The sequence below is a fragment of the Comamonas sp. SY3 genome, assembly GCF_041730275.1.
GTDB classification, from domain to species: domain Bacteria; phylum Pseudomonadota; class Gammaproteobacteria; order Burkholderiales; family Burkholderiaceae_C; genus Comamonas; species Comamonas sediminis.
In genome coordinates, this window is record NZ_JBGTYN010000007.1 from 216499 (window position 1) to 231083 (window position 14585).

Sequence of the window (14585 nt, forward strand, 5' to 3'; positions counted from 1 at the left end):
AGGCCCGTCAGTCTCGCGCTGACGGGCCTTTTTTTGTTGTGGGTGGGATCAGCGCTGGCGCCTGCGGATTTGGACCATGCCGAACAGAGCAGCCATCGACGACAGCAGCATCAGCGCCCATCCGCCCAAGGTAGGCACTCTTGCCAGATTGGTGGCGGTATCCGGCACCTGGGGCACTTCAGGAATCGGTGGTGTCCCCGGGTCGGTCACGACGGCGGCCTTGGCCTGCAAGTACCAGTTGCTGCCCACCTGGGCCAGCTGGTAGCGGAAGCCACCTGCGTCGATATAGCCGGGCGCTGGCAGCGTGAAGGCATTGGCGGCAGAGCTGCCAGCCACTTGCACCAGCAAAATGCCATTGCCGCTGGTGGCAGCACCTGTGCCGCCGAGGTTGCTGATGGCCAAGGTGGTGGGCGTTGCATCGGTATTGCCCTGCACCACCAGATGGTCGGCGGCCGAGCTGCTGTCGCCCAAAACCACATCCAGCGCCAGGCCGCCACCACCGGCGTAGTTGCCGGTGACGGTCAACACATCGCCTGCCTGGCTGTTGGACAGCACCACCTGGCCCTGGTTGCCCAGATCACCATGGACCGAAAACGCCGCATCCTGAAAGCGCAGCGTATTGCCTGTATTGACGACCAAGCCCATCGCCTCACCCGCCAACGCGCCGCTGCCGGTGACCAGGCTGCTGCCGGTCAACGTCAGGTCGCTGTTGCCTTCCAGACTGATGCGTTCCCAGTTCAGAAACTTGGCGGCCGGCTGCGGGCCGTTGATGGCCGCCAGGGTCAGGCGGTCCACATAGCCGTCTGCGGTGGACACGTCATCGCCGCCATCGATCAAGGTGATCTGGCTGATGTCCGTGCCATGGATCGTCAGGCTGTCCGAGCCATCACCCAGCACAATGCTTCCGCTGACCTGGGCAGCGCTGTCCAAAGTCACGCTCGTATTGCCATTGCCGGGGCCATCAAAGATCGCGCGGCCAGCGTTGGCAGTCAGCTGGCCGGCCTGGATATGGATGCTGTTGGCAGCAGCCGGTGCGTTCACCGAGATCGCATCACCGGTGTTGGCGACCACGCTGCCGCCTTGCATCTGCACGGTGTTGCCGCCTGGTGCGCTGGCCAGAATGCCGTTGGCGCCCTGTACCGTCACGGCTTGGGTGCCGAGGCTGACCAGGCTGGTGCCCGCTGCTGGTGTGGCCGATGTAGGTGCGCTGTTGCCTAACGCCACCTGCCCACCGCTGGCGAGAATCGCTGTGCCTGTGCCGCTGGTGATGGACGCAGGCACCGGTAAATCGACCGTGCCGGCCGAGATATTGATGGCGGCGCCTCCCGTGCTGTTGATGCTGGCGGCAGCGCCCAGTACCTGCACCAGACCGGCGCTGTTGGAAATGCCGGTGGCTGCGGAATAAATGGTCAGCCCATTGCGGAAGAAGTTGCTCCCTGTGGTGCCGCCGGAGGCACCGTTGCGGATGCCGTCCACCGGTGCGGGTGCCGTGGTCGAGGCATCGGCGCCCAGGCGGGTGCTGCCTGTGACCTCAATCACACCCCCGGTGTTCTGAACTACCGCGCCTCCCGAGCTGCCCGCGCGCATCGCCACCAGGTTGCCATCGACCTGCACTTTGTTGAGCACATTGGCTGCATTGGCACCGGAGTAGATATAGAGGGCACGGCTGTTGTTGCCCCGCGACGTGAGGCTGAGGTTCCCCAGCGCATGCACCAGGGAGGCAGGCTCCGCTGCCACGCCACCACTGTTCAAACCGCCCGAGCTCAAGGTGTAAGTGCTGCCGGTACTGGTGATGAGGCTCGTGCCGGCCAGCAGGTTCAACACCGATCCATCGCCGGTGGCACCGGCGACATTGTTGCCGCCGTATGCCGTGAGGCTCGCATTGCAGGTGCTGCCTGCCGTGGCCGTCAGCGCCGGGTTGCCGGAGGGGATGTCACTGCAGGCGGCCCAACTGCCCGATGCCAGGCTGCAGAGCAAGGCAATCGAGAGAAAACGGAAGCGGGCGGATGGATGGCATGGGTGGTATGGGTGGCGTTTGCAGATCATGGGGTTCCTGAGAATCTTTCACTGACCTGGGCGAATGTAATTGATTTGGTTAAACATGCCACATTTTGTAAATTTATTTGCAAAAATTAACCGTGCCTGCAACACCCACGCCGCACCGGTTCAAAACACCCGCCCCTCCTCCAGATGCGTGCGCGTGCCATTGAGCACATAGTCCCCCACGACCCGGGTCTTATGCAGCAAAGGGTTGTGGCTGAAGATGGTGCGCAGGTTGCGCCAGTGGCGGTCCAGGTTCAGCTGGCGCGAGGTGGCGGAGGCGCCGCCCACTTCAAACAGGCGCTCGCCCGCATTCAGCGCCAGGCGGCTGACGACCAGCTGGGTCTGCGCGGTGGCCAGCGCGCCTTGCAGCACGGCGTCGTCCGCACTCTGCGGGGCGTGCACGATGGCATAGGCGCCCTGGTCGAGCTGGCGGGCGTTGGCGCTGATGAGCGCATCGATCGCATAGCTGGCGGCGGCCAGCTCGCCGACGACGGCCTGCACAAAATGGTCGTCGCGTGAGCGCTCGGCGGGGCTGTGCATCGCAGGCCTGCCCAGCTGCAGCACATAGTGGCGCGCATCGGCCAGGATATTGCGCACAATGCCGGCGGCAGTCGCGACCAGGATCAGCTGGCGCAGCGCAGACGCATGGCGGCCGGCCAGGTTGTTGCGGGCGCCTGGACTGATTTCGTCGTCATAGACCAGCACGTTGTTCAGCTCCAGGCTGCCGCTGGCCGTCAGCCGCTGGCCCATGCCATCCCAGTCGTCAAGCACCCGCACCCCTTCGCGCTGCACGGGGATCACGGCATTGACGCCCTGGCCCTCGTCATTGACGGCAAAGACATTGAAGTAATCCGCATAGGCCGTGCCGGTGGCGTAGTACTTCTTGCCATTCAGCCGGTGGTGTAGCCCCTCGCGCAGCAGGGTCGAGGTGCTGATGCCGGCGCGGGCCGTGCCCAGCTCGGTAAAGGCGCCGCCAAACAGCTTGCCCTGCAAGGCCCAGGCGTTCTGGCGCTGGGCCAGCGGGGAGGGCTTGGTGTCCAGCCGCAGCAGCTCGGTGGTGTTGAAGTGGGTGCGCAGCGCATGCGCCACGTTGGAATCGGCAGCAGCCAGGGTGCTGACCACCTCGATCACATCGGCCACCGATCCGCCCGGTCCGCCCTGTTCACGGCCAATGCGCAGGCCGCCCAGGCCCGATGCGCGAAGCAGGTCAAACGCCGCCCAGGGCGGCTCGCGCAGCAGCTCGCGCTGTGCAGCGCCTTGGCCGATATCGGCCGCCAGCTGGGGCAGGCGGGCCAGCAGGTCATCGCGGCTGGGGCGGCTGGAGCGCAGGGGGGGAACAGAGGCATTCATGGCGGTGGACCTGGTGGGTTTAAGCGGCCGCTGGTGTGGGGGCTGGGGCAGCCGCGACATAGGGCACACGGCCTTCGACAGGGTGGCCGGGGTCGGTAAAGCCCAGGGTGGAAGGGTGGCCGGCGGCCACCAGGCGGTTGACCAGGGCCTCGTCATCAGCGGTGAACTGGTAATCGAGCGCGCGGATATAGCCGTCCCATTGCTCGGGCGTGCGCGGGCCGGCGATGGCGGCAGTCACCAGGCGGTTGTTCAGCACCCAGGCCAGCGCAAAGTCCACCGGGCTGATGCCGCGCTCGTCGGTATGCCGCTTGATCTCGGCGGCAATGTCGATGGACTCGGGGCGCCATTCGGTCTCCAGCATGCGCTTGTCCAGCCGCGCGGCGCGCGAGCCGGGCTCGGCCGCTTCCACACTCGGGTACTTGGCGGTCAGCACGCCCCGGGCCAGCGGGCTGTACGAGACCACGCCCAGCCCATAGGCGGCGGCAGCGGGCAGCTGCTCGGCCTCGGCCGTGCGGTTGACGATGTTGTAGAGCGGCTGGCTGGCGATGGGGCGGTCGATGCCTTCGGCGTCGGCCAGGTGCGCCACCTCGGCAATGCGCCAACCGCGAAAGTTGGACAGCCCGAAATAGCGCAGCTTGCCCGCGCGCACCAGGTCGCCAATGGCGCGCACTGCCTCGCCCAGCGGCGCGTCGAAATCGGCGCGGTGAAAGTACAGCAGGTCGATGTAGTCGGTACCCAGGCGGCGCAGGCTGTTGTCGACCGATTCGATGATCCATTTGCGCGAGGTGCCGCGCCGGTTCGGGCCCTCGCCCAGCGGGTTGCCGAACTTGGTGGCCAGCACCCAGTCATGGCGGTCCTTGGCCAGCGCGCGGCCCACCACCTGCTCGGTCACGCCCTTTTGGTAGACGTCGGCCGTGTCGATGAAGTTGATGCCCTGGGACTTGGCCGTGGCGATGATGGCGTGCGCAGTCTGCTCATCGGTCGGGCCGCCGAACATCATGGTGCCCAGTGCGAGGCGAGAAACCTTGAGGCCGCTGCGGCCGAGATAACGGTAGGTCATGGCAATGGAGAAAACAAAGGGTTAGTGGACAAAAGAGATGACGGAGGTCTGCGTGTCAGCGGTCTGCGGAGCCTGCGGATGGTGGCAGGCCACCAGGTGGCCGTTGCCGCTGTCGCTGAGCAGCGGCTCCTGCGTGGTGCACAGCGCGGTGGCGCGCGGGCAGCGCGGATGAAAGCGGCAGCCGCTGGGCAGGTTCTGCGGGCTGGGCAGGTCGCCGCCCAACGGGGCAGCCTGGTGGTGCCGGCTCGGGTCCGGTACCGCATCGAGCAGCGCCTGGGTGTAGGGGTGGCGCGGGGCGCTCCACAGGCTGCGGCGGTCGGCACTCTCGACGATGCGGCCCAGGTACATCACCAGCACCCGGTCGGCAAAGTACTGCACGACCGACAGGTCATGCGAGATGAACAGGTAGGACAGGCCAAACTCGCGCTTCATCTCGACCAGCAGGTTCAGGATCTGCGCCTGGATCGACAGGTCCAGCGCCGAGACCGGCTCGTCGCAGACCACCAGATCGGGCTGCAGCATCAGCGCGCGGGCAATGCCCAGGCGCTGGCGCTGGCCGCCCGAAAACTCATGCGGGTAACGGCCCAGCGCACTGCGCGGCAGGCCCACGCGGTCGAGCAGGCGCTCCACCTGGCGGCGGCGCTGGGCACGGTCGCCCAGGCCATGCACCTGCAGCGGCGTCTCCAGAATGCTGCCGATGCTGTGGCGCGGGTTGAGCGACGCGAACGGGTCCTGAAAGATCATCTGCATGCGCTTGCGCAGGCTGCGCAGCCGCGCGCCTTGCAAGGGCAGAATGTCCTCGCCATCCAGCGCCACCTGGCCGGCCGTCGGTGTCTCCAGCCGCAGCAGACTGCGGCCCAGGGTGGATTTGCCGCAGCCCGATTCGCCGACCAGGCCGACGGTTTCGCCCTTGGCGATGCTGAAGGACACGCCATCGACGGCGCGCAGCACGCCCTTGGGCAGTTTGAAATGGGTCTGAAGATCGCTGACAGTCAGCAGGCTCATGGCAGTCCTAGGCAAGGTGGGCGCTGCGTGCAGACGCAGGCAGGGTGATGGGGCAGGCGCTGAGGCGTTGCGGGCCTGCTGCTTGCAGGGGCGGCACAACGCTGTGGCAATAGGCCTGGGCGCGCGGGCAGCGCGGTGCAAAGGCGCAGCCGGCCTGGCCGATGGCCGAGGTGATGCTGCCGCGAATCTCGGTCAGCGGGCCATCGAGGTAGTGCGCGCCGGGCTGCAGCCGGGGCGATGCCGCCAGCAGGCCCTGGGTGTAGGGGTGCAGGGGCTCGTCAAACAGCGGGCCGGGGCGGGCCTGCTCCACCTCGCGGCCGGCATACATCACCACCACGCGGTCGGCCCATTGCGACACCACGCCTAGGTCGTGGGTGATCAGGATCAGGCCCATCGACAGCTCCTTGCGCAGCCGGTCGAGCAGGTCCAGCACCTGGGCCTGGATGGTCACATCCAGCGCGGTGGTGGGCTCGTCGGCGATCAGCAGGCGCGGGCGGCAGGCAATGGCCATGGCAATCATCACGCGCTGGCGCATGCCGCCCGAGAGCTGGTGCGGAAAGTCATCGACCCGGCGCTGCGGATCGGGGATGCGCACGGTATCGAGCAGCTCGATGGCGCGCAGCCGTGCCGCCTTGGCACTCAAACCCTCGTGCTGGCGCAGCACCTCGGCGATCTGCCAACCGATGGTGTAGACCGGGTTCAGCGAGGTCATCGGCTCCTGGAAGATCATGCCGATCTCGCGCCCGCGCAACTGGCGCATCGCGCGCTCATCGAGCGCCAGCAGGTCCTGGCCGTTGAAGCGGATCTCGCCCTGCGCAATGCGGGCCGCGCGCGGCAGCAGGCGCATCAGCGCGAGGGCGGTGAGTGATTTGCCCGAGCCCGATTCACCGACGATCGCCAAAGTCTCGCCCGCCTGCACGCTGAAGCTCAGCCCACGCACCGGATCGAGTTGCGGAAAACGGATGCTCAGCCCGCGCACATCCAGCAAAGAGGTTTCGGACATTCAGCGCTCCTGCGACAGACGGGGGTTGAGGGCATCGTTCAAGCCATCACCAATCAGGTTGAAGGCCAGCACGGCAAACACGATGGCCAGGCCCGGTGCGGCCGTCAGGTACCAGGCGGTGCGCAGCAGGTCGCGCCCCATGCCGATCATGCTGCCCCAGCTGACCACATTCGGGTCGCCCATGCCCATGAAGGACAGCGCCGATTCCAGCAGGATGGCCGAGGCCACCATCACCGACGAGGTGACGATGATGGGCGGCAGCGCATTGGGCAGCATCTCGCGCAGGATGATGCGGCTGTGCGAGTAACCCAGCGCGCGGGCGGCCAGCACAAACTCCTTGTGGCGCAGCGCGCGGAACTCGGCCCGCACCAGGCGCGCCACCGTGGGCCAGGTCACCAGGCCAATCGCCACGACGATGGTGCTGATCGCCGGCTGGGCAATCGCCACCAGCACCACCAGCAAGATAAAGCTGGGAATCGTCTGGAACAGCACCACCACGCGCTGCAGCAGGTCATCGACCCAGCCGCCAAAGTAGCCGCTGACGGCGCCAATGCCAATGCCCAGGCTCAGCCCGATCAACGTGGCCGACACGCCCACCAGCAGCGACACGCGCGCGCCATGGGCAATGCCGGCAGCCACATCACGGCCCATCGAGTCGGTGCCCAGCAGGTAGGCGGCATCCTGGCCGGGCCAGAGAAAGGGCTGGGCCACCATGTCCAGCGGATCACCGGGAAAGAGCCAGGGCGCGGTCAGCGCCAGCAGCAGCACGGCCAGCAAGAAGCCGCAGCCCAGCATGGCCGTGGGATTGCGCAGGAACACGCGCAGCGCGCGGTAGCCCTGGCTGCCACTGCCTGCGTTGGCGGCACTTGTGCTGGTGCGCACCGCGTCGGGCGCATGCAGATTGGGCCAGGGCGCGGCATCGGGCTCGGCGTTGCTGGTGCTGCTGTGCGCCGCCTGTGCGGCCGCCAGCGGGTGGGTGGCGGCCGGGGGGATAGGCAGCGCCTGGGAAGAGGAAGACAAAGACATCAGCGCACCTCGATTCGGGGATCCAGCCAGGCATGCAGCAGATCGACCAGCACATTGGCGGCGATCACCAGCAGGGAAGAGAGAAACAGCACACCCATCAGCACGCTGAAATCGCGGCTCAGTACGGCCTCGAAGGCCAGGCGCCCCAGGCCCGGCCAGCTGTAGACGGTCTCGACCACCACCGCGCCGCCGAGCATGCCGCCCAGGTGCATGCCGGCCATCGTGGTCACCGGCAGCAGCGCATTGCGCAGCACATGGCGCACGGTGATGCGCCAGGGCGAGAGGCCCTTGGCCGCGGCGGTGCGCACAAAGTCCTGCGACTGCACCTCCAGCATCGCTGCGCGGGTCAGGCGCGCATAGATCGCTACATAGAAGAGGGCGAGCGACGTGGCAGGCAGCACCATGTAGCGCAGCTGATCGAGCACGGCGGCCACGCCACTCAGCTGCGAGCCGATGCTGGCCGAGCCGCCGCTGGGCAGCCAGCCGAGCTTGACCGAGAACAGCACGATCAGCATCAGCCCGGTCCAGAAGCCCGGCACCGAATAGAACAGCAGCGACAGCACCGACAGCAGGCGGTCCGGCATGCGGCCGGCAAAGTAGGCCATCGCCGTGCCCAGCGTAATGCCCAGGCTCAGGGCAATCGCCAGCGCCAGGCCCATCAGCAGCAAGGTGCTGGGCAGGCGCTGGCCGATCAGCTCCATCACCGGCATGTTGTAGCGCGGCGAAAAACCCAGGCTGAAATGCGCCAGGTTGCCCAGGTAGGCCTGCAGCTGCTCCAGCACGCTCAGATCCAGCCCAAAGCGCGAGCGCAGCGCCGCCAGGGTCTCGGCGGTGGCCGCGCCGGATTCGCCGGCCATCACATCGGCCGCATCACCGGGTGTGAGCTGCAGCAGCAGAAAATTCAGAATCGCTACGCCCAGCACCGTGGGTACTGCATATTTGGCATTGAACCAGAGCGATCGCAATAAACGGGGGAGGGTATTCATGCGCATTATTGATCGGGGGTGACCCTGTGCATGATAGGAGCGTTCCTGCCTGATCTCCGGTATTTGCAGCATGCCATTTCATATATCAAAAGGTGCAAACTAAATAACAAATATCGGTATCTGATTTTTATTGGTTGGTGGCCGCTCGCCAAAGTTTTTCGAGCGGATGTGAACCCAAAACCGCATATTTTGTTTGCTTGGCAGCACATACTTGAAAGCTATAAGCGGTGGCAAGGGGCTGCGCTGTACGTTTGCACTGTGCTTTGGTGGGGATTTGCATGCCAGCGTTGATGGCTGATTTTTAAATATGCAAATGCAAAATCGGCGCAAGAACACGCTGCTGATTCATGGGATTATTCAAGCCAATGCGGACGGTGAAATCCCCGGTTTACCTCTATGCCGGTTTGCCGTCCTTTGTCGTGAAACCCCCTGGCCGCTCCATGAACTCTGCAATACCCTTGGATACGCTCGCTGATCGAGAGACATTCGCCTCGCCGCTGGATTTTCCGGACAGCCCCCTGTCGCAGGCTTTTGCTCAGCCCATTCTGCTGGGCCTGTTTCTGCCGATCCAGGCGGGCGGCTGGAGTGCCTCGACCCTGCCGCGCAGCACCGACTGGCGCTTTGACTACAACAAGGACCTGGTGCTGAAGGCAGAAGACCTGGGGTTCGATCTGGTGTTTGCGCTGTCGCAGTGGCTGCCCAAGGGCGGCTATGGCGGGGTGTTCAACGGGGATGCGCTGGATTCGTTTGCCACCACGGCGGCGCTGACCTCGGTCACCCGGCGCATCATGCTGATCTCGACCATCCATGTGCTCTACGGCCCGCTGCACCCGCTGCACCTGGCCAAGTGGGGTGCCACCTTGGACCATATCTCGGGCGGGCGCTGGGGCATCAATATCGTCACCGGCCACCGCGAGGTGGAGCACAAGATGTTTGGCTGGGACCAGATCGAGCATGACCGGCGCTATGACCTGGCCTCGGAGTTCATCGAGGTCGTGCAGCGCCTGTGGTCCTATGACGAGAACTACTCGTTCGAAGGCATCTCGCCGTGGAAGCTGGGGGGCGGCTTTGTCAGCCCCAAGCCGCGCTTTGGCCGGCCCGCACTGGTCAACGCCACCGGCTCGGATGCGGGCATTGCCTTTGCGGCCCGGCATTCGGACCTGGTCTTCATCACCAGCCCCGGCGCATCGGACTTTGCCCGTGCCATCGAGGTGCTGCCCGCCCATGCGGCCCGCGTCAAACAAGAGGCGCGCAATGCCGGCCGCACCGTGCGCACCTTGCTCAACCCGATGGTCATCAGCCGCGGCACCGAGGCGGAGACCTGGGCCTACCACGATGCCATCGTGGCCCACCAGGACCAGCGCACCCCGGACGGCTTCAGCAGCTTGAAGAGCGATGCCCATGCCTGGCGCGGCCGCACGGCGCTCGATGCCCCCAAGCGCCGCGCCATCGGCGGCAACATCGAAGTGATCGGTACGCCCGAGCAGGTGGTCGAGCAGTTTGTGCAGCTCAAGCGTGCCGGCATCGATGGGCTGCAACTGAGCTTCTTCGACTTCAAGCCCGATCTGGAATTTTTTCGCGACCGCATTCTGCCGCTGATGAAGCAGGCCGGCCTGCGCTTCTAAGCACTGCGCACAGCTTTATCCACAGACTTTCTCCGTCTCTCCCGTTTTTCTTTGCGCTTTTTGCGTGTTATCTGCGCTTTGACTGCGCCTTCTCTCCTGGACCATTGCCCATGCGAACTCTCTACAAAAACCTGGCCTGGGGCCTGCTGACCGCCAGCACTTTCGGCGCGGCCTATGCCCAGGCACCCGCCACGCCCGTCAAGGGCGGCAAGGTCACCTCCGTCGTCGCGCAGGAGCCGACCTCGCTGGTGTCCTTTCTCGATACCAAGACCGACAACCGCGATGTCAGCGCCAAGATCACCGAAGGCCTGCTGCGCTATGACGCCAAGTTCCAGCCCCAGCCGCTGCTGGCCACGTCCTGGACGGTCAGCCCCGATGGTCTGCAGTACCGCTTCAAGCTGCGCGAAGGCGTCAAGTTCCATGATGGGCGCGACTTCAGCTCGGCCGATGTGCGCTACTCGTTCCTGACCCAGAAAAAGCTGGGCCCGCGTGGCCGCATCACCTTGCAGAACCTGGAGCGGGTCGATACGCCCGACGCGCACACGGCGGTGCTGGTGCTGTCCAAGCCTGCGCCGTTTCTGCTCAAGTCGCTGTCGTCGGCAGAGCTGCCGATCGTGCCGGCGCACCGCTATGGCGATGGCGACCCGCTGGGCAGCCCCAACGCCAATGCGCCGGTCGGTACAGGCCCGTTCATTTTTGAGCAATGGGTGCGCGGCAGCCATGTGATCCTCAAGCGCAACCCGAACTACTGGCGCCCCGGTGTGCCCCATGTGGACCGGGTAGTGATCCGCTTTGTGCGTGACCCGGCCGCGATCTCGGCGGCCATCGAAACGGGTGAGGCCGATGTGGCGCAGAATCTGGCCCTGGCCGACCTGGGCCGCTTGCTGCAAAAGCCCAACCTCAAGCTCGATGCCAGCTATGACGCGTTCCTGAACAATGCGTCGTTCCTGGAGTTCAACGTCGAGAACCCGGTGCTGGCCAAGCCCGAGGTGCGCCATGCGATTGCCCATGCGGTCGACCGCAACTTCATCGTCAACAACGTCTACTACAAGCAGGCCGAGCTGGTGAACTCGCCCGTCCCCAAGGTGCTGGGCGCCTATTACGACGACAGCCAGTTCAACTACGGCTTTGATGTGGCCCGCGCCAACCAGCTGCTCGATGCTGCCGGCTACCCGCGCCAGGCCAACGGCCAGCGCTTTGCGCTCAAGCTCACCTACATCCCCGGCGCGCAGTTCAAGCAGACGTCCGAGTACCTACGCTCGGCGCTGAACCGTGTGGGCATCAAGGTGGACATTCTGGATGGTGACCTGCCCACCTTCCTTAAGCGTGCCTATACCGCGCGCGAGTTTGACCTGAACCTCAACGGCCTGGGCCGCTTGTTTGATCCATCGGTGGGCGTGCAGCGCATCTACTGGTCCGACGGCATCAAGAACCCGCTGATCTGGATCAATGCCTCGCACTACAACAACCCGCAGGTGGACAACCTGTTCCGCCAGGCTGCTGTCGAGGTGGACGAGGCCAAGCGTGCCGCGCAGTTCCGCGAGATTCAGCAGATTGTGGGCCGTGATCTGCCGGTCTACCCGATCGCGACCGTGCCGTCTGCGCTGCGGGTACACAGCACGCGGGTGCATGGGCTCAACAACAGCATTGACCTGACGTCTGGAGACTTTTCTGACCTGTGGCTGGAGGCTAGCAAATGACGACGACCATCGACTTTCCCAACGAAACCACCCTCAGTGAGAGCGCGGCAGCGGCGCAGGGCATCGCCGCCCGCCTGGCCTTTGCCAGCGCCCGTGCGCAGCTGCAGGCACTGGCCGATGGCCGCGTCAGCGCGGTGGAGCTGCTGGAGCAGGCGCTGGCCCGCATCGAGCGCCATGATGGCGAGCTCAATGCGATCCCGGTGAGGGCGATCGAACAAGCCCGGCGCGATGCCCTGGCGGCCGATGCCGCCTTGCAGCGGGGCGAGCGCAAGCCGCTGCTGGGCCTGCCGATCACCGTGAAGGAGAACTTTGATGTTGCGGGCCTGCCCACCACCGTGGGCAACCCGGACTACCGCAGCAATATCGCCCGGCAGGATGCGCCTGCGGTGGCGGCGTTGCGGGCGGCTGGCGCGGTGCTGATCGGCAAGAGCAATGTGCCGCTGGCGCTGAGCGATCTGCAAAGCTACAACGCGGTCTACGGCAGCAGCAACAACCCCTGGGATCTGCAGCGCACGCCCGGTGGCTCGTCGGGCGGCAGCGCAGCGGCCGTGGCGGCGGGCTTTGTGGCGCTGGAGCTGGGCACGGACATTGGCGGCTCGGTGCGCATTCCCGCCCACTTCAACGGCGTGTTTGGCCACAAGACCAGCTATGGGCTGATCTCGATGCGCGGCACCGGCGCGCCGCAAGGGCGCTTTGCCGCGCGCGACCTGTCGGTGGCTGGGCCACTGGCGCGCACTGCGCTGGACCTGGAGCTGGCGCTGGCGCAGCTGCTCAACCTCGATCCGCTGCAGGCCAAGGGCTGGCAGGCGAGCCTGCCACCGCCGCGCCACCAGCGGCTGCAGGATTTTCGGGTGCTGGTGCTGGGCGCCTGGCCGGGCCAGGAGGCGAGCCTGTCCGAGCAGCTGGTGATTGCCAGGGTGGTCAGCGCCTTGCAAGCGCAAGGCGTGCAGACCACGCAGTGGCGCGATCTGCCTCCTGCGCAGCGCCCCGACCTGAGTGAGCAGCACCGCACCTACCGCAGCCTGCTGGGCTCGTCCGTCGCCCATGGGGCGCCGCTGACCGAAGCGCAGCAGCAGCGCCTGGCCGAGCTGGAGCCCGATGACCGCAGCGCCGAGGCCGCGTTGCTGCGCGCGCCCAGCCTGCCCCATGCCACCTGGCTGCAGGACAACGAGCACCGCCATGCGCTGAGCCACCAGTGGGAGCAGCTGTTCAAGGACTATGACGTGGTGCTGACCCCTGTGGCGCCCACCCCGGCTTTTGCGCACCAGCAGCAAGGCCACAAGGAAGAGCGCCGCTTTCCGGTGGCCTATGCCGATGGGGTGCGCCACATCGGCTTTCGCGAGCTGTTTTACTGGGCCGGCTTGCCAGTGCTGCCGGGCCTGCCTGCGACCAGTTTCCCGGTCGGGCTCGATGATGACGGCCTGCCCATCAGCGCCCAGGTGGTCGGCCCCTATCTGGAAGACCGCACGACCATTGCCTTTGCCCATGCCTGGGAGCAGGCCCAGGGCGGCTTTGTGGTGCCGCCCCGCTATGTGCAGGGGGATGCATGAGCGCCGTGCTGCAAGCGCTGCAGCAGCCCCTGGATACGGCCAGCCCGGGCCCGGCCTTGGACGAGGCCCGCTTGCTGGCCCGCGCGCAGGCGCTGATCGGCGAGCTGGCCGCACTGGCGGAGGCGCATGACGCCAGTGGCGCCGCGCCAGCCCCCCAATTTGCGCTGCTGCACCAGGCCGACTTGCTGCGGCTGACCATTGCGCGCGAGGCCGGTGGCCATGGCGCAGGCCTGGCCAGCGCCCGTGCGGTGGTCGGGGCCATTGCCCAGGGCGACCCGGCGGTGGCCTTGATTTTGGCGATGCACTACAGCAACCATGCGGCCATTGCCCGCTCGCAGCGCGCAGCGCAGGGCGAGTGGCCGGCAGCGCTGGCGGACGAGCTGATAGCGGCCAGCCTGCAAGGCCCGGCGTTGCTCAACGCCGCCCAGGTGGAGCCGGAGCTGGGCTCGCCCTCGCACGGCGGCCTGCCGGCGACGCGGGCCAGGCGCGTGGCCGGTGGCTGGCAGCTGAGCGGCCACAAGGTCTATGTGACCGGCGGGCCGCTGTTGGCCTGGATCAGCGTGCTGGCGGTAACCGACGAGCCCGAGCCGCGCCTGGGCAGCTTTGTGCTGCCCCGAGATACAGCCGGTGCCCGCCTGCTGGACACCTGGAACCCCATGGGCATGCGCGCCACCGTCAGCCAGGACCTGGTGCTCGACGGCGCCTGGGTGCCCGACCACCATGCGGTAGGCCTGCGCCCGGCCAGCCTGGGCCTGCAGCGTGAGGCCCATGGCATTGCCTGGTACTTCAGCCTGGTGGCCACGGTGTATGACGGCGCGGCGCGCTCGGCGCGCGATTGGCTGGGTGCGTTTTTGAACCAGCGCCGCCCCAGCGCACTGGGCGGTGCCAACCTGGCATCGCTTACCACCGTGCAGGAAAAGTTTGGCGAGATCGAGGTGCTGCTGCAGACCAGCGACTGGCTGCTGGACAGCCATGCCCGCGCCTACGACAGCGGCACCGCGCCCGATGGCCTGGTGGCCGTGGCCAAGCATGTGGCGGTGGACAACGCGCTGCGCGTGGCACAGCTGGCGCTGGAGCTGGCCGGCAACCACGGCCTGGCGCGGCGCAATCCGCTGGAGCGCCATCTGCGCAATGTGCTGTGCAGCCAGATCCATTCGCCGTCCAACAGCCTGATCCGCAGCAACACCGGCCGTGCGGCCTTGCAAAAGCGGCAGGCCGCTGCCTGAGCACAGCCCCT

11 protein-coding genes are annotated in these 14585 nt (G+C 66.4%); 4 read left to right on the top strand and 7 right to left on the bottom strand.

What is annotated here, in order from left to right:
- Positions 1–48: 48 nt before the first annotated feature.
- From ACCQ08_RS12005 to ACCQ08_RS12035, 7 genes are all read right to left on the bottom strand, one after another.
- A complete protein-coding gene (locus tag ACCQ08_RS12005; RefSeq protein WP_373449908.1) occupies positions 49–2046 on the bottom strand; it encodes an IPTL-CTERM sorting domain-containing protein in 1998 nt (665 codons plus the stop codon).
- Between the two features lie 120 nt (positions 2047–2166).
- Positions 2167–3393: an acyl-CoA dehydrogenase family protein gene (locus ACCQ08_RS12010; RefSeq protein ID WP_373449909.1), complete on the bottom strand. Its 1227-nt coding sequence runs from the start codon at positions 3391–3393 to the stop codon at positions 2167–2169.
- Positions 3394–3412: 19 nt separating this feature from the next.
- On the bottom strand, positions 3413–4453 hold the full coding sequence (locus ACCQ08_RS12015) for an aldo/keto reductase (RefSeq protein WP_239809444.1): 1041 nt from the start codon (positions 4451–4453) through the stop codon (positions 3413–3415).
- Positions 4454–4474: 21 nt separating this feature from the next.
- A complete protein-coding gene (locus ACCQ08_RS12020) occupies positions 4475–5458 on the bottom strand; it encodes an ABC transporter ATP-binding protein (RefSeq protein WP_373449910.1) in 984 nt (327 codons plus the stop codon).
- Between the two features lie 7 nt (positions 5459–5465).
- Entirely contained in the window at positions 5466–6461 is a 996-nt protein-coding gene (locus tag ACCQ08_RS12025; protein ID WP_230779284.1) for an ABC transporter ATP-binding protein, read from the bottom strand.
- Complete coding sequence (locus ACCQ08_RS12030) at positions 6462–7487, bottom strand: ABC transporter permease (protein WP_312410768.1); 1026 nt, start codon at positions 7485–7487, stop codon at positions 6462–6464.
- On the bottom strand, positions 7487–8473 hold the full coding sequence (locus tag ACCQ08_RS12035) for an ABC transporter permease (protein WP_373449911.1): 987 nt from the start codon (positions 8471–8473) through the stop codon (positions 7487–7489). The genes ACCQ08_RS12030 and ACCQ08_RS12035 overlap by 1 nt, the downstream gene beginning before the upstream one ends.
- A 440-nt stretch (positions 8474–8913) precedes the next feature.
- Here ACCQ08_RS12035 and ACCQ08_RS12040 point away from each other — a divergent pair, with 440 nt between their 5' ends.
- From ACCQ08_RS12040 to ACCQ08_RS12055, 4 genes are all read left to right on the top strand, one after another.
- The gene (locus tag ACCQ08_RS12040) at positions 8914–10098 is read left to right on the top strand and encodes an LLM class flavin-dependent oxidoreductase (protein ID WP_373449912.1); all 1185 of its coding nucleotides are present in this window, start codon (positions 8914–8916) and stop codon (positions 10096–10098) included.
- Between the two features lie 110 nt (positions 10099–10208).
- Complete coding sequence (locus ACCQ08_RS12045) at positions 10209–11798, top strand: ABC transporter substrate-binding protein (protein WP_373449913.1); 1590 nt, start codon at positions 10209–10211, stop codon at positions 11796–11798.
- Positions 11795–13348 carry an amidase gene (locus tag ACCQ08_RS12050; protein ID WP_373449914.1) on the top strand — a complete coding sequence of 518 codons (1554 nt, stop codon included), beginning with the start codon at positions 11795–11797 and terminating at the stop codon, positions 13346–13348. Before ACCQ08_RS12045 ends, ACCQ08_RS12050 begins: the two co-directional genes overlap by 4 nt.
- Complete coding sequence (locus tag ACCQ08_RS12055) at positions 13345–14574, top strand: acyl-CoA dehydrogenase family protein (RefSeq protein ID WP_373449915.1); 1230 nt, start codon at positions 13345–13347, stop codon at positions 14572–14574. Before ACCQ08_RS12050 ends, ACCQ08_RS12055 begins: the two co-directional genes overlap by 4 nt.
- Positions 14575–14585 lie beyond the last annotated feature (11 nt).